This is a genomic window from bacterium (assembly GCA_035945995.1).
Taxonomy (GTDB): domain Bacteria; phylum Sysuimicrobiota; class Sysuimicrobiia; order Sysuimicrobiales; family Segetimicrobiaceae; genus DASSJF01.
Genome location: DASYZR010000143.1, coordinates 86635 through 104286, shown reverse-complemented (window position 1 = coordinate 104286; position 17652 = coordinate 86635). Strand labels below are relative to the sequence as shown.

The 17652-nt window shown below is 70.2% G+C and carries 20 protein-coding genes; 10 read left to right on the top strand and 10 right to left on the bottom strand.

Annotated elements, in window-relative coordinates; translation table 11 throughout:
- The 3 genes from VGZ23_16740 to VGZ23_16730 form a co-directional block, all read left to right on the top strand.
- Positions 1 to 638: glycosyltransferase family 2 protein (locus tag VGZ23_16740; GenBank protein ID HEV2359240.1), on the top strand; the 638-nt coding region annotated here is incomplete at its 5' end.
- Entirely contained in the window at positions 569 to 1834 is a 1266-nt protein-coding gene (locus tag VGZ23_16735; GenBank protein ID HEV2359239.1) for a glycosyltransferase 87 family protein, read from the top strand. The genes VGZ23_16740 and VGZ23_16735, both read left to right, overlap by 70 nt.
- A gap of 126 nt (positions 1835 to 1960) precedes the next feature.
- Positions 1961 to 2446 carry a MaoC family dehydratase gene (locus tag VGZ23_16730; protein HEV2359238.1) on the top strand — a complete coding sequence of 162 codons (486 nt, stop codon included), beginning with the start codon at positions 1961 to 1963 and terminating at the stop codon, positions 2444 to 2446.
- A gap of 36 nt (positions 2447 to 2482) precedes the next feature.
- Here VGZ23_16730 and VGZ23_16725 read toward each other — a convergent pair whose 3' ends face one another.
- Both VGZ23_16725 and VGZ23_16720 read right to left on the bottom strand, forming a co-directional pair.
- The gene (locus VGZ23_16725; GenBank protein HEV2359237.1) at positions 2483 to 3970 is read right to left on the bottom strand and encodes a pyridoxal-dependent decarboxylase; all 1488 of its coding nucleotides are present in this window, start codon (positions 3968 to 3970) and stop codon (positions 2483 to 2485) included.
- Positions 3957 to 4592: an XRE family transcriptional regulator gene (locus VGZ23_16720; protein ID HEV2359236.1), complete on the bottom strand. Its 636-nt coding sequence runs from the start codon at positions 4590 to 4592 to the stop codon at positions 3957 to 3959. Before VGZ23_16720 ends, VGZ23_16725 begins: the two co-directional genes overlap by 14 nt.
- Before the next feature lie 108 nt (positions 4593 to 4700).
- Between VGZ23_16720 and VGZ23_16715 the strand changes: the two genes are divergently transcribed.
- The 5 genes from VGZ23_16715 (at position 4701) to VGZ23_16695 (ending at position 10092) form a co-directional block, all read left to right on the top strand.
- The gene (locus VGZ23_16715) at positions 4701 to 5264 is read left to right on the top strand and encodes a putative metal-dependent hydrolase (GenBank protein HEV2359235.1); all 564 of its coding nucleotides are present in this window, start codon (positions 4701 to 4703) and stop codon (positions 5262 to 5264) included.
- 94 nt (positions 5265 to 5358) lie between these two features.
- Positions 5359 to 5661: a hypothetical protein gene (locus tag VGZ23_16710; protein ID HEV2359234.1), complete on the top strand. Its 303-nt coding sequence runs from the start codon at positions 5359 to 5361 to the stop codon at positions 5659 to 5661.
- 183 nt (positions 5662 to 5844) lie between these two features.
- Entirely contained in the window at positions 5845 to 6516 is a 672-nt protein-coding gene (locus VGZ23_16705; GenBank protein HEV2359233.1) for a YceI family protein, read from the top strand.
- A gap of 89 nt (positions 6517 to 6605) precedes the next feature.
- Entirely contained in the window at positions 6606 to 8702 is a 2097-nt protein-coding gene (locus VGZ23_16700; GenBank protein HEV2359232.1) for a S9 family peptidase, read from the top strand.
- Positions 8695 to 10092, top strand: coding sequence for a dipeptidase (locus tag VGZ23_16695; protein HEV2359231.1), 1398 nt, complete (start codon positions 8695 to 8697; stop codon positions 10090 to 10092). Before VGZ23_16700 ends, VGZ23_16695 begins: the two co-directional genes overlap by 8 nt.
- 9 nt (positions 10093 to 10101) lie before the next feature.
- Here the strand turns inward: VGZ23_16695 and VGZ23_16690 are convergent, their stop codons facing one another.
- Complete coding sequence (locus VGZ23_16690; protein ID HEV2359230.1) at positions 10102 to 10722, bottom strand: LysE family translocator; 621 nt, start codon at positions 10720 to 10722, stop codon at positions 10102 to 10104.
- A 157-nt stretch (positions 10723 to 10879) separates the two neighbouring features.
- Here VGZ23_16690 and VGZ23_16685 point away from each other — a divergent pair, with 157 nt between their 5' ends.
- Entirely contained in the window at positions 10880 to 11254 is a 375-nt protein-coding gene (locus VGZ23_16685) for a hypothetical protein (GenBank protein ID HEV2359229.1), read from the top strand.
- Between the two features lie 21 nt (positions 11255 to 11275).
- Here the strand turns inward: VGZ23_16685 and VGZ23_16680 are convergent, their stop codons facing one another.
- The 3 genes from VGZ23_16680 to VGZ23_16670 are packed head-to-tail and all read right to left on the bottom strand — an operon-like array spanning position 11276 to position 13007.
- The gene (locus VGZ23_16680) at positions 11276 to 12067 is read right to left on the bottom strand and encodes a DUF2182 domain-containing protein (protein HEV2359228.1); all 792 of its coding nucleotides are present in this window, start codon (positions 12065 to 12067) and stop codon (positions 11276 to 11278) included.
- Between the two features lie 60 nt (positions 12068 to 12127).
- Complete coding sequence (locus VGZ23_16675) at positions 12128 to 12730, bottom strand: DUF1326 domain-containing protein (protein HEV2359227.1); 603 nt, start codon at positions 12728 to 12730, stop codon at positions 12128 to 12130.
- A gap of 52 nt (positions 12731 to 12782) precedes the next feature.
- Positions 12783 to 13007 (bottom strand): DUF1059 domain-containing protein, encoded by a 225-nt coding sequence (locus VGZ23_16670; GenBank protein HEV2359226.1) that lies wholly within the window; start codon positions 13005 to 13007, stop codon positions 12783 to 12785.
- Between the two features lie 237 nt (positions 13008 to 13244).
- Here VGZ23_16670 and VGZ23_16665 point away from each other — a divergent pair, with 237 nt between their 5' ends.
- Entirely contained in the window at positions 13245 to 14324 is a 1080-nt protein-coding gene (locus tag VGZ23_16665; protein HEV2359225.1) for a helix-turn-helix transcriptional regulator, read from the top strand.
- Between the two features lie 54 nt (positions 14325 to 14378).
- Here the strand turns inward: VGZ23_16665 and VGZ23_16660 are convergent, their stop codons facing one another.
- From VGZ23_16660 to VGZ23_16645, 4 genes are all read right to left on the bottom strand, one after another.
- Positions 14379 to 15188, bottom strand: a complete 810-nt coding sequence (locus VGZ23_16660; GenBank protein ID HEV2359224.1) for a creatininase family protein — start codon at positions 15186 to 15188, stop codon at positions 14379 to 14381.
- Positions 15189 to 15303: 115 nt separating this feature from the next.
- Positions 15304 to 15915 carry a TMEM175 family protein gene (locus VGZ23_16655; GenBank protein ID HEV2359223.1) on the bottom strand — a complete coding sequence of 204 codons (612 nt, stop codon included), beginning with the start codon at positions 15913 to 15915 and terminating at the stop codon, positions 15304 to 15306.
- Between the two features lie 43 nt (positions 15916 to 15958).
- Positions 15959 to 16726, bottom strand: coding sequence for a glucose 1-dehydrogenase (locus tag VGZ23_16650; protein ID HEV2359222.1), 768 nt, complete (start codon positions 16724 to 16726; stop codon positions 15959 to 15961).
- Positions 16726 to 17640: a glycine betaine ABC transporter substrate-binding protein gene (locus VGZ23_16645; GenBank protein HEV2359221.1), complete on the bottom strand. Its 915-nt coding sequence runs from the start codon at positions 17638 to 17640 to the stop codon at positions 16726 to 16728. The genes VGZ23_16650 and VGZ23_16645 overlap by 1 nt, the downstream gene beginning before the upstream one ends.
- Positions 17641 to 17652 lie beyond the last annotated feature (12 nt).

Genomic DNA, 17652 nt, shown 5'->3' with positions numbered 1-17652 from the left:
CCGCCGTGCCGCCGGACCTTGCGCGCGAGGTCATCGTCGTCGACAACGGCAGCGTCGACGCCACGTCCGCCCGGGCCCGCGGCGCCGGGGCGCGTGTCGTGCACGAACCTTGCCGCGGCTATGGGCGGGCATGCCGTGCCGGCGTCCGTGCCGCCGACGCCGCCTGCGACATCGTCGTGTTCCTGGACGGGGACGGCAGCGATTGTCCCGAGTTGATGGATCTCTTGGTGCGGCCGATCCTCGAGGACCGGTGCGACTTTGTGGTCGGCTCCCGCGTCCTCGGGCGGCGCGAACGCGGCAGTATGACGTGGGCACAGCTTGCCGCCGGCCGTCTCGCCGGCGCGCTGGTGCGCGGCCTCTACGGAACGCGGTTCACGGACATGTGCCCGTTCCGCGCCATTCGCCGGGACGCGCTCGATCGGCTCGGCATGCGGGAGGAGACCTACGGCTGGAATCTGGAGATGCAGATGCGCGCGGCCCGTGCCGGCCTGCGGATCCTCGAGGTTCCCGTCGCCCACCGCCGCCGCGCCGGCGGCGTCTCCAAGGTCTCCGGCACCGCGCGCGGGACGTGGGCCGCGGCCGCTCGGATCCTGGCGACCTTCGTCCGCGTCGCCGCGGAGCGACCCGAACGCGCCTGAGCGGACCTCGCGCGATCACCGGCTGGATCATCCTGGCCGTCGCCGTCCACGCCGCCGTCCTGCTTCTGCCGCTGCTCGGGGTGGGCCTGTTCGGGCAACTCGGTGCGGCGGCGCTGCACGACGACCGCATCTTTTTCGACTACGCGTCCCGGACGCTCGCGGGCGCCGTACCATACCGTGACTTTGCGATCGAGTATCCGCCGCTCGCCGTCCCGCTCTTCGTGATCCCGCGCCTCGTCACGCACCGGCTCGACGCGTACGTCCTGTGGTTTGCCGCGGAGATGCTGCTCTTCGATGCGCTGGCCGTCCACCTCGTTGCGTGGTACACGGCCGCGCGCGAGGGCCGCGAGAAAGTGCCGGCGCGACTCGCATGGTACACCGCGTCTTTTGCCGCGCTCTACCCGGTCATCGGGAGCCGGTACGATCTGGCACCGGCCGCCGTGGCCCTGGCGGCCACGCTGAACTGGTTCGGCGGCCGGCCCGTCCTGGGCGGGCTGCTGACCGCCGCCGGCGCGCTGCTGAAGATCTTCCCGGCCGTGCTGGCGGCGCCGGCCGCCGCGGCCGAACTCGCCGCCGTGCGCTCCACGCGCTGCCGCGGCCTCGCAGCGTTCGCCCTGGCGATGCTGGCCGGCGGGGGCGCGTGGTATGCGCTGGGCGGTGCCGCCTCCGTCGCCTTCCACCTGGGGCGCGGTTTGGAGATCGAAACGACGTGGGCCGGCGCGCTGATGCTGGCGGACAAGGTCGTCGGGGTCCCGTTGGGGTGGCGCTACAGCCACACAGCTGTGGATCTCGTGGCTCCCGGTGCCGGAACGGCGGCGGCCCTCGCGATTCCGGCGCAGATCGCCATGCTCGGCGGGGTCGTCTGGCAGTTCCGGCGATCGGGCATGCAGGAACCCCTGCGGTGGGCGGCCGCGGCTGTCCTGGCGTTCATCGTGCCCGGAAAGGTCCTGTCGCCCCAGTACCTCGTCTGGCTCGTTCCGTTCATCCCGGCCATCGGCGGGCCGGCCGGACCGGCGGCGCGCCGGCTCTTCGTGATCGCTTGTGCGGCGACCGCGCTCGAATATCTCGCGATCCGGCAGGTCTCGTCCTTCGCGCTCTGGGCGATCGTCGTGCTCAACTGCCGGAACGCGCTCCTCGTGGCGCTCTTCGTCCTCCTGCTCCGCCGCGACGGGCCGAGCGCACGGGGGCGCTCATGAGGCGAGGACCGGCGGCGCCCACCGACGAGACCTCGCTCCGGTGCGGTCCGCCAAAAGGGTCCGGCGGATGTGCCGCGGAAGGTCACGTCATATGCCCGGCGCTCAATTCCCCGGAGGCTGACGCCGATGCACCCACCATCACCGATGAACGGCCGCCGTCCCCACTACTTCGAAGACCTCTCGATCGGGCAGCGCTTCCGGTCGGGCACCTACGCCGTGGACGCGGCACGGATCAAGGCGTTCGCGCAGGAATACGACCCCCAGCCGTTCCATCTCGACGAGCGCGCCGCCGAACACACCCTCTTTCACGGACTGGCGGCGAGCGGATGGCACACCACGGCGATCACGATGCGGCTGGCCGTCACGGGGGAACTGCGGCTGGCCAACGGCATCCTCGGCGTGGGCGTCGAAGAGCTGCGATGGTTGAAACCGGTCCGCCCGGGGGACGTGCTGCTGGTGGAAGGCGAAGTCATCGCCATGCGGCCGTCGATGTCCCGACCGGACCACGGGGTCGTCAAAGTACGGCTCACCACCGTGAACCAGGGCGGGGAGGCCGTACAGGTCGTTACCTCGATCCTGCTCGTGGAGCGCCGCGCACAGGCGGCCTTCTGATCCCGACCGCCACCATCCACCGCGCCGGGAACATCCCTACGGGGTTCCGTCCCCGGCGGCGAGACGGCGGCCCGTCCGCCTCACCACATCGATCAGCGCGTCGAGGTCCGCTTCGCCCGTCCCATAATGGAGGACGCACGCGCGCAGCGTGAAACGGCCCCGAAGCACGGCATTGGTGAGAAACGCCTCCCCGCCGGCCTGAACCTCCTGCATGATCGCCTTGTTGAGATCGTCGAGCCGCGGGTCGCCGGCCGGCCAGCCCGGCGGCACGTACCGAAAGCAGACAATCGACAGGGTGACAGGGGCCGTCAGTTCGAGATCCGGCGCGGCGTCGACCCGGGCGGCGAGAGACTGTGCCAGCGCGTTGTGCCGGGCCACGTGCGCGGCGAGGCCGCGGCGTCCCAGATGCTGGAGTGTCATCCACACCTTGAGCGCCCGGAACCCTCGCGTCTGCTGGAAACCGTATTCCGCATACCAGGGCAGTCCTCCGAAGCCTCTCCCCTCCTCGGTCTGCAGGTAGGAGGGGATCAAACTGAACGCCTCCCGCAGCAATCGTCCGTCCCGCACCAGCGCGCACCCGCATTCCACCGGTACGGAGAGCCACTTATGGGGATCGATCGCGAGGGAATCGGCCCGCGCCATCCCGGCGTACCGGGCGGCCACGGCCGGATCCAGGACGCCGGGGGCGCCGTACGCGCCGTCGACGTGAAACCAGAGACGCTCACGGGCGCACACGTCCGCGATGGCCGCCAGTTGATCGATGGCGCCGGTGGCGACGGTCCCCGCGCTCGCGCAGACGCAGAACGGCACGCGCCCGGCCGCGCGGTCGGCGACGATCGCCTCCCGCAGGGGGGCGACATCCAGACGCCACTCCGCGTCCACCGGGACGATCCGAAGGGCGCTCGTGCCGAGCCCCAGGAGTTCGGCCGACTTGCGAAGACAGCTGTGGCCTTCCTCGGACAGGTACAGCACAAACCGCGCGTGCGGCGGCAGCCCCGCGGCACGCACGTCGCCGCCGGCGGCGGACACCGCCTTGTGGCGCGCGGCGGCCAGGCACGTGAGCGTCGCCGTGGACCCGCCGCTGACGAGCAGCCCCATGCCGCCCTCGGCCGGATACCCGAGCAGTTCCGCCAGCCACCGAACCGTGCAGCGCTCGAGGTAGATCGCGGCGTGGTCGCCGCCCGCACAGCTCGGGTTCATCGCCGCGGCCAGCAGCTCGGCGACAACGGCGATCGGCGCCGGCGGCGCGTTGACCCACCCGAAGAACCGGGGGTGCCCGTTACCCATCGGATGCGGGAGCACCATGCGCTCGAACCGGGCGAGCGCCGCCTCCGGGGACAGGCCGTCTTCGGGCAACGGCTGCTCGAGCAGCGCCAGCCGTTCCTCGACCGCCATCGGGTGAAACACAGGGCGCTCGCCGATGTCCGATAGGTAGGAGGCGACGAGGTCGACCGCTCGGTGGCCCAGCCGCCGGAAGTCCTCGGCGTCCATCGCGAGGGAGCCGGAGCCGTTACCGTCGCCCACGGTAGTGTCTCCGATTGCGCGCGCGCGCGACGCGATGCGCACGCCGCGCGCCGCCGGTCACGTCCATCGCCAGATAGTAGACGCACGGGATCGCCCCGGGATTCACGAATCCGTGGACGCAGTCCCCGGCGTAGCAGATGCTGTCGCCCGTTCGAAGAGCGTACGGCGTACCGTCGAGGGTCAGCACCAGGGCGCCGCGTTCGATGGCGAGATATTCGCGCGATCCCGGCGCGTGCGGCAGGAACTCCCCCGCATCGACGCGCGGTCCGATCGTGGTGCGCATGAATTCGAATTCCAGGCCCGGGAGCACCGGCGAGAGAATGCGCCGCTCCAAACCGCCTGGGTCACGCGCCACGGCCTGCTCGTCCCGGCGCAACACCGCCACGGCGCCGGAGCGCTGCTCGCCAAGCAGCCGCGCGATGCTGGTGCCGAGACCGGTCGCGATGCGGTCGAGGACAAGCACGGTGGGAACCTTCTCTCCGCGCTCGACGCCCGACAGCATGCTCCGGCTCACAGTAGACCGGCCGGCGAGGTCCTCGAGAGACAACCCGCGCCGAAGGCGCTCGGCGCGGATCCGGCCGCCGAGATCGAGCATGTTCACGCCGGGTGCGGATGGGAGCACGGGCAGGATTTCCTCAATAGAGGAATTATCTCCTCTTTAGGCGTATGCGGCGGGGAACGGGCGGCAGGCCCGCCGCCGTCCGACACGCCTCGCACGAGGAGACGCGACGTGACCGCACGCAGCGCGGCGGAGCCGCCGAAGTATCCCGCCGGTCCGTTCGTCGCGGACGAGGGCCACGACGACCGGCGGCGCGACACCTGGATCCGGGAGATCGAGCGCGCCCCGGCGCGCCTGCGCGACGCGGTGTCCGGCCTTACCGACGGGCAACTCAATACGGCCTACCGAAACTGGACGATCCGGCAGATCGTGCATCACCTGGCGGACAGCCATCTCAACGCCTACGCCCGCTGCAAGCTCGCCCTCACCGAGGACCGGCCGACGATCAAGCCGTATGACGAGAGCCGGTGGTCGCTCCTCGCCGATGCGCGGGGCGCCGGGGTCGAGGCCTCGCTGCAGATCTTCGACGGCCTGCACGCGCGATGGGGCTATCTCCTGCGGTCGCTTTCCGGCGACGCGTTCGAGCGGGCATTCTACCACCCGGAAAGCCGCGAGGTGGTCCCGCTCTGGCGCGCGGTCGCCTCGTATGCCTGGCACGGCCGGCATCACACCGCGCAGATCGACTGGGTGCGGCAACACAAGCTTGGGCGCGCCCGACATGTAAAACGTCCGTAACAATTCCTGCGGAGCCCCCGCACGGCCGGCCGGTGCGGGTAAATAGCCGTCCTGAAGCGGCACCGATCGATGCCGCCGAAGGAGGCATCCACTTATGCGAGACAGACTCGTTGCGGCCGGCCTTGCGTTCGCGCTTCTTCTGGTGGGAGCGCTTGCCGCGGGAGCAACCCCAAGCCCCAACGGACCCGGACAGCCCGGCGCGCCCAACACGACCTGTCAGCAATACACGCAGACGCCCGGCAACTCGGGGGCGGCCGCGGGCTCGCCGTACAACTCGGCCGGAACGGCCGGCAACAACTATGCCGGCAACCCGGGCACGGCATCGGCCGACCACTCGAACAGCACGACCGCGGTATCGCAGTACGATGCCGCCTGTTTCCAGCAGACGACGCATTAGTATGTGAGCCCCGATAGGCTCGATGTTGTGAATGTTCTTTCACAACCGGACCGCCCGGGAACGATCCGCCGCCTCCGGAGCGTTGTTCAAGACACTCGACGTCGAGGGCGCGCGAACGCCCGGACATCCGCGCACGATCTTTGTGCGCTGGGTGGCCACCACACCCGCCGGGAGGACCAGAGGATGAAGCAACAGAGATTTGCCGTCGTCGCCGGGACCTTGGTGCTGATCGCGGCCGCCGCGGTGTCGCAGTTCTCGGGGCGGGCCGTGCCGGTTGCGCGGACGCTCGCGGCGACGGCCGCCGCGCCGGCCGGCACCGCGCGCTTCGTGATCGATCCGCAGGCGTCCGAGGCGTCGTATCGGGTCGGCGAGACGTTCTTCGAAAACAACCGGTTCCATCTCGCGGTCGGCGTCACGCACGGAATCCAAGGCGACATCTACGTCGATCGCGTCCATCCGGACCAGAGCCGCCTCGGCGCGATCACTGTCAACATCAACCAGCTGACCTCGGACAGCGCGCGCCGCGACGCGGCGATCCGGCGCCACTGGCTGGAGTCCGATACGTATCCCGCGGCCACGTTCACGCCGACGTCCATCGAAGGCCTCCCCAAGACGTCCGTCGCCGGCCAGGATATCCCGGTGCGGATTCATGGAAATCTCTCCGTCCATGGCGTCACGAAACCGGCCGTCTTCACGGGAACGGTGCGGTTGGCCGGCAACGCGTTGACGGGCACCGTGGAGACGAAAGTGCAGATGACCGACTTCGGGTTCGACCCGCCGGCGATCATGATGCTCAAGACGGAGAATCAGGCGACGCTGAACTTCCGGTTCACCGCGCACCCGGCCGGCGTATAGCCGGCCGGGCAGGGCGCCCGGGCCGCCTGCGTTGAAGGTATCCTCATCTCCGCGGGCCGCCGCGACGCGGCCCGGGAGGGGAGGAGTCTTTGGCCGCGGCCCCCAGCCGATCCAACGCCGGCAGGCGCCGGTTCGCCGTCGAGGACATGCTGCGCTGGAAGGTGGCGGGGGCGCCGGACCTCTCGCCCGACGGCAGTTGGGTGGTCTGTCCCCTCACCGTCGCCGACGAGACCACCAACGGTTACGAGACGCAGTTGTGGCTCGTGGCCGCTTCCTCGACCGCGGGCGCCACGATCCCTCCGGCACCCCGCCGGCTCACCACCGCGCGAAGCCGGGACGCCGGCCCGCGCTGGTCCCCCGACGGCAGCCGCATCGCGTTCGTGTCGGACCGCGGCGGGACGAAGCAGATCTGGGTCATCCCGGTGGACGGGGGCGAAGCCCGGCCTCTGACCTCGGGATCGTTGTCGCCCGCCGACCTCGCGTGGTCGCCGGACAGCAAGTGGGTCGCGTTTGTGGGAAAACCCGAGCCGGCGGACCCTCCGTCCGGGACGGGACGGCGCGAACCCAGTGACGTCCGGGTGATTTCCCGCCTCCACTACAAACAGGACGGCGAAGGGTTCTGGGACGGCCGTTGGAGACAGGTCTTCATCGCTCCGGCCTCGGGCGGCGCGGTCCGGCAGGTGACGCAGGGCGACTACGACCACCTCACGCCGGCGTGGTCGCCGGACGGCGTGTTCCTCGCGTATACCGGCAACGCGTCGCCCGACGCGGACCTCGTCGAAGCCGCCGACGTGTGGATCGTGCCGGCGACGGACGGAACCGCGGTGCCCCGCCGTCTCACCCGGACGGTCGGACCGGCCGAGAGCCCGGCGTGGTCGCCCGACGGCACGCAGGTTGCCTACATCGGCCACGACAACGAGTTCGGCGGCGCCACGCTTCCGCAGATTTGGGTGGTCCCGGCAGGCGGCGGCGAACCGGCCTGTGTGACGCGCGGCTATGAGGGCAGCATCGGCCGTCACATGTCGGGCGACGTGCGCTCGCAGCCGGGCTCCGGAGGGCTCACCTGGGCCCCCGACGGGACCCGGCTCTATTTCCTGACGACGGAACGGGGCACCGGCCAGGTCGCCTCCGTCGCGGTGCCGGACGGAACGATCCGGCTCGAGACGCGGGGAGACCACGATCTGGTCGGGTGTGCACTCGACCGCGCCGCCCGCCGCGCCGCGTGCGTCGAGTGCGATCCCCTCACGCCGGGCGAGATCGCCGTCGCGGAACTGGGCCCCGGCGGCCCCGCGACATTCCGCCGATTGTCCGCGTGGAACACCCCGCTGGTCGAAACCCTGGATCTCTCGCGGCCCGAGCGGTTCGAGTACAAGACGCCCTCGGGCGATGTCGTCGACGGGTGGGTTATGAAACCGGCGCACGCCGGCACGGGGCGTCGCCTCCCGGCCGTGCTCGAGATTCACGGCGGCCCGCACAGCGCGTACGGGCACACGTTCTCGAATCAATTCCAGCTGCTGTGCGCGGCGGGGTACGGCGTCGTCTTCACGAACCCCCGCGGAAGTCACGGCTACGGGCAGAAGTTTCTCGCCGCGACGCACCACGATTGGGGCGGCGGCGATTACCAGGACCTGATGGGCGCACTGGACCGCGCGCTCGCGATCCACGAGTGGATCGATCCCGAGCGGCTCGGCGTCGCCGGCGGCAGTTACGGCGGCTACATGACGAATTGGATCGTGGGCCACACCCCGCGGTTCCGGGCCGCGGTAACGCTTCGCAGCACCTGCAACCGCTACAATCACTGGGGTACCGGGGACATCGCCTATCACGGCGCCCGCTGGGAATGGCCCGGGGCGCCGTGGGAGTCACCGGACTTCTACCTGGCGCGCTCGCCCATCACGTACGTGCGTCAGATCAAGACGCCGCTGCTGATTCTGCACGGCGAGAACGACCTGCGCTGTTCGATCGAACAGGCCGAGCAGCTCTTCGTCGCGCTCAAGCGGCAGGGCACGCCGGTGCTCTTCGTCCGGTTCCCTGGAGAGAGCCACGGCATGTCGTCCGCCGGCCAACCCCGCCACCGTCTGGAGGAAATGCGGCACCTGCTCGGCTGGCTCACCGTGCACCTCGACGGCGGCGCGTCGCGGTCCGGGGACGGCGCGCCGGCGCAAAGGAGTGACGCTGATGGATAACGCGGCGGCGGACGCCTATCTTGGGGCGCACCGGGACCGGCACCTCGCCGAGCTGCAGGCATTCCTCCGAATCGCGAGCGTGAGCGCGCTGCCGGCGCACCGCCCGGACATCACCGCGGCCGCGGAGTGGCTCGCGGAGCGTGTTCGCGCGGCCGGCGTACCCGACGTCCGGATCATGCCGACACGCGGGAACCCGGTCGTCTACGGCGCGTGGCCGGTGCGCGCCGGATTGCCCACGATCCTGCTGTATGGGCATTACGACGTGCAGCCGGTGGATCCCGTCGCGCTCTGGGACACGCCGCCGTTCGAGCCGGCCCTTCGCGACGGCCGCCTGGTCGCCCGGGGCGCGAGCGACGACAAGGGAAGTCTGTTCATTCCGCTCGCCGCGCTCGAGGCGATCCGCGACGCGGCCGGATCCCCCGCGGTCAACCTAAAGTTTCTCTTCGAGGGCGAGGAGGAAATCGGCAGCCCGAACCTCGCGCCGTTCCTCCACGACCACCGCGACCTCCTGGCCGCGGACGTCACCGTGAGCGCGGACGGCGGTCAGTGGGACGTCGACACCCCGTGCCTGACGCTCGGGAACCGTGGACTCGCCGGGCTTCAGATCGATCTGCGCGGCGCCCGCACCGACCTGCACTCCGGCACGTACGGCGGCGCGGTCGCCAACCCCCTGCACGCGCTCGCCGCGTTGCTCGCCGGAATGCACGACGCGGACGGACGGGTCGCGGTGAAGGACTTCTACGACGCCGTTTGCACGCTGACCGCGGCGGAACGGCGCGAGCTGGCCCGGGTCCCGTTCGACGAAGCCGCGCTCCGCGAAGCGCTGGGGGTTGCCGAGCTGGTTGGAGAGCCGGACTATACGCCGCTCGAGCGCACGTGGATCCGGCCGACGCTCGAGGCCAACGGCATCTGGGGCGGCTTTCAAGGCGACGGCAGCAAGACCGTGCTGCCGAACGAGGCCCACGCGAAGCTCACGTGCCGGCTCGTCCCCGATCAGGACCCGGACCAGATCGCCGACGCGGTGGAGCAGCACGTTCGCCGCCACGCGCCGGCGGGCGTCACGGTGACGGTGACGCGGTCGCCGGGCAAGGCGCGGCCGTACCTCATGCCCGCCGGGCATCCCGGACTCGCGGCCGCGGCCCGGGCGCTGCGGGCGGCCTACGGCAGGGATCCGGTGCAGGTGCGCCTCGGCGGCACGCTCCCCGTCGCGGATCTCGTCAAGCGGGAGCTCGGGACGTGGCTGGTCTTCTTCGCCTTCGGGGAGCCCGACAATCTGGTCCACGCACCGAACGAGTTTCTCCGTCTGCGCACCTTCGACCGGGGCACCCGCGCCTACGTGCGGTTCTTCGACGAATTGGGGACGGTGCCGCCGGCGGCCCTTCGGGCGTAGCGCCACGCGCTACCGGCGCGCGACGGCGAGCCGTACGCCGAGGCCGATCATGACGGCGCCGGCGATTCCATCGAGCAGGCGGCGCATGCCGGTCCCGAAGCGCGCGAACGCGCGCGCAATCGCAAACCCGTAGACATTGAGCCAGACCGTCACCATGACGACGAACGCCGCCGTCATGGCCGCAAGCCGGGTCGCAGGATCGCCGGGCTCGACGAACTGCGGCACGACGGCCACGAAGATCGCGCCCGCCTTCGGATTGAGCAGGTTGCCGATCAGCCCCTGGACAAATGCGGGCCGGCCTCGGAGGGGGACGGCGGGGCGCTCCAGGGCCGCCGCGTCGGCCGCTCGTCGGGCGCGCAGCAGGCTTCGGACGCCGAGCGCAACGAGGAAGAGCGCGCCGGCGAGCTTGAGCGCGGAGAACACGGCGGCCGAGGCCGCGAGTGCCTGGGCGAGGCCGGCGGCCGTGCCGCATCCCCACAGAAAAATGCCGGCGCCGACTCCAAAGGCCGTGGCGCGGGCCGCGGGATAGCCGCCCCGCACCGCGTTGCGCGCGACCAGGGCCATATCCGGTCCCGGCGTCACAATGAGAACCGCCGCAACGAGGACGTACGTCAGGAAGCGTGCGTCCATGGCCCCTCGTTGGTCAGGGTACCCCTCCCTATCGCGAGGATGCCCGAGGGTTCGACGGGCCGGCGCGGTTTCCCCGGCCGCCGGCAGTGAACATCCGCCGACGCGGTGGGGAAAATTAAATGATGGCACGCGAACGCCGGAGATGGAGGGTACCAACGTGGAGTACGTGCTCGGCCTCTTTCCCGACGCGGCGGCCGCCGAACGGGCGGCCGGCGTCCTCCGACACTTCGGGGTGAGTGAAGACGACTACCGGGTGCGAACGCAGACCGCGGCGACCCGCAACATCAAGGGGTGGGCCGGGTGGCTGTTCGACACGCCCGAGCCGCGGTCCGGACCCGACGCGGAAGGCCTTCCTCACGAGGATGCGTACTGGTACAACGATCGGATTCGGTCCGGTGAGACGATGGTGGCCGTCCGGCTGGAAGATCGCGGAGGCGCCGAGATTGCGCGCGCGCTGCAGCGCGCCGGCGGCCACGACGTCCGGCGATACTGGACGCGGTTTATCGGCAAGCAGACGACGAAGACGGCCTGATCGGGGCCGCCGGAAGAGCCGCTACGATCCCCCGAACACTCTCATCACAAGAGGCACGCGGTATACCAGGCAGACAGCGGCGAGCATCAGCGCCAGCCCGACCGGCACCGTGAGGTACCGGCCCCAGCGGAACGACCGCTCCGCCGCCATCACCGCGCCGAGCGCGAGCATCCACCCGAGGTTGACCCCGCCGATCGCGAACATCAGCAGCATCAACATCCAGCAGCACCCGATGCAGAAGAGTCCGTGCCGGACGCCGAGCCGGAGCGCCTCGGCCGCCGCGTCCCGGCCCCGCCAGTGCTCCGCGAGAAACGTGTACGGCGACCGGCACTTCGTGAGGCACTTGTCCTTGAGCGGCGTCGCCTGGTAGACGCCGGCCGCGAGCAGCACGGCGACCCCGATCCACGGCGCCGCCTCGCCGAGCTGCGGCAGGCGCGCCGCCATCGCGTGCAGGTACGCGTCGCCCCGGAACGCCGCTGTGCCGAAGACCGCCCACACCCCTAGGTAGCCAAGGAGCAACCGTGCCAGGAGGCGCGCCCGATCGGCGCGGGCGGCGACGAGACGCGCGAAGAGATTGATCAAGGGCAGGCTGCCGGGCAGCATCATCGCGATCACCATGAGCGTCCAGCCCGCCACAAACACGACCAGCCGGGAGCCGGAGAGCGTGCCCTCCCCGATCTCCCGGTGGTCGAGCAGGCCCGCAAACGGCGACGCTCCCCAGGCCGCCAGCACGGCCCAGGCGACGACGATAAGCGTCCCCACCGCCAGCCGGTACCAGCGGACGTCCTCCGGCGTGCGGACGGCGCCGATCACGGCCCCACCCCGTGGACCCGGGCGGCCGCCCGCCGGCCGCCGCCGGGCGGACGCGCCGCCTTACGCCTCAAACCGGAACATCCCCAGCACCGCGTTGCGCCCGTTGAACTCCCACCGCATGTTGTGCGCGGGCAGATTCACCCGGTACGACATCGCCTTGCCGAGGTAGGCCGGGGAGCCCGGGATCGTGCTGAAGATACTGTCCACAAGCTTGGTCGGCCGGCCCTGCGAATCGGTGTACGGCTGCATCTCCGCAGAGACGACGTCGCCGATCCGGATGGTGCCCTTGCCTTCCACCACGTTGAAGTCGATCGGCGCATCGTAGATGCCGACCACCTCGCCGATCAGCGGGGCCAGGTCCCCCATCGGCCCGCCCAGCTTGCCGGTGTGGGCCGCGAGGATCGCTTCCTTCTGCTGAGGCGTGGCCTTGCTATCCACGTGTACAGCCACCCGCCAGTTGCCCTTCAGGATGTTGCCGGGGATGTGCGCGAGCAGTGCCATCGTAAGACCCGCCACGCTCACGCCGTTGATCTCGCCCTTGTCGTAGTGATAGCAGACCAACCCATCACAGGCCCCGCCGTCCGGATCGTCCCCCACCCAGCACGGACACGGCCCCCCGCACGAGCAGGCTTCCAGCAAGCGCCCTTCCACGCTGTATCCCATCGCCGTCACCCCCGATTCGGTATGGTCGAGCCGTGGCTAATGCCGCGCTGTGTCAGATGTCGACCACGTCGAGGAACTGATCCAGTTCCCGGCGCAAGTCCGGCGTGTCGTCGTGTCCGTGGCTCTTGACCGCGTGCACGCTCGCCGCCTCGATCAAGTCCTGGCGTTGACTCTGCGGCGCCATGATCACCAACTGGCAGTTCTTCTCGCTCGGGAACTTCCCGCAGTTCGCCACTACCCACTTCCCAGAGGTCAAGCCGAGTTGCCTGGTGTCCACGGTCCGTCGCCCCCTTTTTCTGCGCCCATCGCAGACGCTTTCGTTTCCCCCGCCTCGCGGGTGATGCGGCCATTGTGTTCAAATCGTGTTGCGATTCGATAAACACGCGGTGCGCGGGCTTCACGTCATGATGAGCCAAAATTCCGCCGACCGCCGGCTATTCCTCCGCGAACGTGTGCTCGTGCGTACCAAGAATCTGGTATAGTCGGGCCAGACGGCAAGCGGGGCGGTGCGGAGATGGAAGGACTGCGCCTGCGGGAATTCAAGGCGGTGTCGTCGTTCCTTCAGGGCCTGTACGCGTTCCGCGATCGTTCGGGGCTTCGGACATACATCCTCTCGGCGCTCCCCCGGGTCGTCCCCGCCGACTCGATCTCCTACAACGAGGCCAACCCGCAGGCGCGCCGGAACGACTATGTGTCGGCGCCTGCCGTGCCCGCCGAATACGAACCTGCCTTTCTCCGGCACATGGGAGACCACCCGCTCATTTCCCGCCATCGCGAAACGGGCGACGGCCGCGCTGCGCGGATCTCAGACTTCCTTCCCCAGCGCCGGTTTCACCGTCTCGCGCTCTACAATGAATTCTTCCGGCCGTTGCGTCTCGAGTACCAGGCGGCCGTCACGCTGCCCGCCCGGCCCCCGCTTGTGGTGGGGATCGCCCTGGGGCGGCGCCTACGGGACTTCTCCGACCGGGAAGCACGGCTCCTCAATCTGCTCCGCCCCCACCTCGTCGAAGCGTACCGGAACGCCGACGTGATCGCCCGCATGCGCGAGGAGCAGATGGTCACCCGCCGGGCCCTCGACGGGCTGCCGCACGGTCTTGTCGCGCTGACGCGCGAGGGTCGTGTCCGGCTGGTCAACGCGGGGGCGGTGGGGCTGCTGGCCGCCTATTGCGGCGGTCCGCCGCGGCGCGGGGACCGCCTGCCCGACGCCCTGGAGCGCTGGGTCAAACTACAGGCCGCCGAGGCGGGTGAACCGGCCCCGGGGCCGGCCCGCGCGCCGCTGGTGATCGGGCGCGCCGGACACAACCTCGTGGTTCGACTGGTCGGCGGAGCGGACGAACGCCTGCTGCTCCTTGAGGAGCAGACAAGCGTTCTCTCGCCTCATGCGTTCCTGCCTTTGGGACTCACGCGCCGGGAGGCGGACGTGATGACCTGGGTCGTTCAGGGGAAGACCAACGCGGAGATCGCGACGATCCTGGGCATGAGCGCCTACACGGTCATCAAGCACCTGCAGCACGTGTTTGCGAAGCTGGGCGTCGGCACCCGCACCGCCGCGGCGGCGCACGTGCTGAAGGCCGTCAAGATTCTCCCCGCGTAAGACCGCCGTATCGCCCGCCCGCGCGCGCGAAGCCGCGAGCCGCGCCGGCGCGCCTTACCGGCCGAGTGAGCGGGCGACGTCGACTTTCTGGAACTCCGCGGCGAACGCGATCACGTATTCGGCGGCGCGGTCGAGGATCTGCTCGCCCCGCCGCCGGAGCGCTTCGACCTGGCGCGGGTCGACCTCGGGCGCGCTCGCGATGTCGACGTCCCAGGCGTCCACGGGAATGATGAGCGGCGCGCCGCCAAATTCGAAGTTGTTGAAGCCGAGCGGCTTGATCGCGTCCCCGAACATCTTCCGCAGCGGCGGCTGCGTGCCCCATTCCCCCTTGTATCCGCCGCCGCGAAGATCCGCGATCTCGGGCCCGCCGGCCGCCAGGGCAACCGCGAGCTCGACGATGTGGGTGCCGTCGGCGCAGAGGTCGGGTTGCAGGCGCTTCGTGATGTTCCACCATTCGACGATCGCGACGAGCATGCCGAGGTCGCGCACGTTTCGCCCGGCGCGGGTCAACGGCTCGCGGTTGCCGCCGTGGCCGTTCAGCATGATGACCTTCCGCGCGCCGTTGCGGTGAAGGCTGCGGCAGATGTCGGTGCAAAACGCTTCCATGGTGCTCTGGCTGATCGCGAGCGACCCGGGGTAGTCGCGCATCTTGTCGTTCTCGCCGTAGGGCAGCAGCGGGAGCGTGAGCATCCCCGTCTGCCGGCCGACCCGCTCGGCGATCGCCTCGACGGAGATCGCGTCGATGCCGATCGGCGTCGGGCCGTGTCCGTGGAGCGTGCCGACCGGCATGAGCACGGTGTCCGACCGGCGGAACGCCTCCTCGGCCTCCATCCACGACATGTCCTGTAACCGGTACTTGGGCATTCGGGGCACCCCCGGTGAACCGGCGATCCGCCTCGGCGAGACCCGCGCGGACGTACGCTCTGATGCGTGGCTTCGCGGCCGCGCGCGCCGATTCATGCTGCCCGGCAGTCTGACGCTACAGCGGGCCGAGCCAGCGATGATACTGGGTCGGCAGCGCGAAATAGACGGCGAGGAGGCCGACCAGCACGAGACTCGCGAGCGGCCGGACGAATCCGACGCCAAACGCGACGACATACGCGAGGAGGCCCGCGTTGTAGGCGCGGGTGATCGCCGCCACGAGCCGCGGGTCGGCGTCCGGCGCGAGCAGCCCGGACCGTCCGCTGGCATAGCGCCACAATACGTTCCAGACGGCGGCGATGAAGAGAAACGTCCCGGTGTAGACGGCGGCCGCGACCCGCTCGCCGTGGCCGACGTAGGCGGCGGCCAGCGCGGTGGGAAACGGCAGGAACGTCACGCCGAGCAGCAGGATGCCGTTCAGCACGAGGAGCGTATGATCGGTACGCCGGATCAGTGTGAAATTGAGATGATGGTTGATCCACATGATCCCGACGGTCGCGAAGCTGGTGACGAACGCCAGGTACGAGGGCCACGCCCGGAGCAGCGCGGACCACAGCGGCGGCCCGCCGGTGCCCGCCGGCGGCACCTTGAGATCGAGCACGAGCAGCGTCATCGCGATCGCGAAGACGCCGTCGCTGAACGCTTCGAGGCGCGACGTCGGCGTCGTCAGCGCCGGCCCGGGGCCGCCGGGGGAGCGGGGCGATGCGCGCGAGTCACCGGCAGCCCGTCAGCCCCCCGTCGATGACGAGCCCCGAGCCCATCGCGAACCGCGATTCGTCGCTCGCCAGGAACAGGGCCGCCGCGGCCACGTCGTCCGGCCTGCCGAGGTCGCCGGAGAGCTGCCGGGCGCGAACGTTCTCGAGCCCCTGCTCGTAGCTCGGGTACGATTCGCGGAGGTAGCGCTCCACGAACGGCGTGAGGATCGTCCCCGGCAGGAGCGCGTTCACCCGGATGTTGTAGGGCGCGTAATCGACCTGCATCGAGCGCGTCAGGGCCAGCACGGCGCCCTTGGACGCGGCGTACGATGCGCGGCGGGCCAGCCCCGTCTCCGCGATCGCGGACGACATATTGATGATCGACCCGGCCCGCTGCGCCATCATCGCCGGCACGACCGCGCGGCTCATCAGGAACACGCCGCGTACGTTCACGTCCATGACGCGGTCCCAGAGGTCGAGCGGCGTCTCGTGGACCGTGCCGACGCCGGCGATCCCCGCGTTGTTGAACAGGACGTCGATGCGCGCCCACCGCTCGAGCGTGAGCGCCGCCGTGCGCTCACACGCGGACGGGTCCGTGACGTCGGTCGGGGCCGCGAAGGCCCGGCCCCCGGCGGCCCCGATCTCCGCGTCGACGCGCGCGCCGGCCCGCGCGTCGACGTCGGCCACCGTCACGGCGGCGCCCTCGCGGGCAAACAGCAGCGCGGTCGCGCGCCCGATGCCCGATCCGGCGCCGGTGATGATGCAGATCTTGCCGGCGAGCCGCATTAGAGCATGCCGGCGCTCTTGAGCCAGGTCGTCGCGGCGTCCGTGACGGAGGCGCCGTTCACGACCCGCAGTTGGAGCTGCTGGCTGACCTGCGTCGTCAGCTTGGGCGCCAGGCGATTGAGGGCCGCGGCGATGGACGGCGCTTTCGCCAGCGTCGCATCGCGGACGATCGGCGCCGGGTGATAGATGGGGAACAGGTGGCGGTCGTCCTCGAGCAGGACGAAGTGATCTTTCGCGATGAGGGCGCTCGTCGTGTAGCAGACGTTCACGTCGGCCTTCCGCTGCTGGACGGCGGGAAACGTCAGCGCCTCATCGAGGACGATGACCTTCCCGAAGGTGAACCCGTACGCCGCCTTCATCCCCGGAAGCACGTTCGGATCGCTGGTGCCGTCCGGCGGCGACGCGACGGTGAGCTTGGGGGCCGCCTGCGCCAGCTGCGACACCTTGGTCCCCAGCCGGCCGGCCCCGGCCGACGTGGTGCAGATCCCGTACGTGTCGTTGAGCGGGGACATCGCGAGCCAGGTAATGTGAAACTGCTTCTCGTAGCCGGCCTTGACGAGGGCGTAGTCCTGCTGGTCGTCGTGGGTCGTCTGAAGCTTCAAGCGGGCCAGGCCGGTCGCGGTGAACTCGGGGTACAGGTCGATCTGGCCGCTCGTAATCGCGTTGAAGACGATATCGTTGGTCCCGAGCTTGGACTTTTCCGTGACGTCGAATCCGGCCTTGCGGAGCACGAGGACGTACAGTTTGGTCAACAGCTGGGCCTCGGTGTCGAGCTTGCCGCCCACGGTCAGGTGTCCCTTGCCGGGGGCGGCCGCGACCCCCGGGCTGATGCCCGGCACCACCGCGCTCATCATCGCCCCGACCATCACCAGGGCCAGGATCTGACCTCGGAACGAACCGCCACGCTTCAACATGACGCACATCCT

Excerpts from the sequence above, each read along its gene's own strand:
- VGZ23_16695 (HEV2359231.1), top strand. The coding sequence starts at position 8,695 with ATGGATAACGCGGCGGCGGACGCCTATCTTGGGGCGCACCGGGACCGG.
- VGZ23_16710 (HEV2359234.1), top strand. The coding sequence starts at position 5,359 with ATGCGAGACAGACTCGTTGCGGCCGGCCTTGCGTTCGCGCTTCTTCTG.
- VGZ23_16665 (HEV2359225.1), top strand. The coding sequence starts at position 13,245 with ATGGAAGGACTGCGCCTGCGGGAATTCAAGGCGGTGTCGTCGTTCCTT.
- VGZ23_16645 (HEV2359221.1), bottom strand. The coding sequence starts at position 17,640 with ATGTTGAAGCGTGGCGGTTCGTTCCGAGGTCAGATCCTGGCCCTGGTG.
- VGZ23_16705 (HEV2359233.1), top strand. The coding sequence starts at position 5,845 with ATGAAGCAACAGAGATTTGCCGTCGTCGCCGGGACCTTGGTGCTGATC.
- VGZ23_16675 (HEV2359227.1), bottom strand. The coding sequence starts at position 12,730 with ATGGGATACAGCGTGGAAGGGCGCTTGCTGGAAGCCTGCTCGTGCGGG.
- VGZ23_16690 (HEV2359230.1), bottom strand. The coding sequence starts at position 10,722 with ATGGACGCACGCTTCCTGACGTACGTCCTCGTTGCGGCGGTTCTCATT.
- VGZ23_16660 (HEV2359224.1), bottom strand. The coding sequence starts at position 15,188 with ATGCCCAAGTACCGGTTACAGGACATGTCGTGGATGGAGGCCGAGGAG.
- VGZ23_16650 (HEV2359222.1), bottom strand. The coding sequence starts at position 16,726 with ATGCGGCTCGCCGGCAAGATCTGCATCATCACCGGCGCCGGATCGGGC.
- VGZ23_16730 (HEV2359238.1), top strand. The coding sequence starts at position 1,961 with ATGCACCCACCATCACCGATGAACGGCCGCCGTCCCCACTACTTCGAA.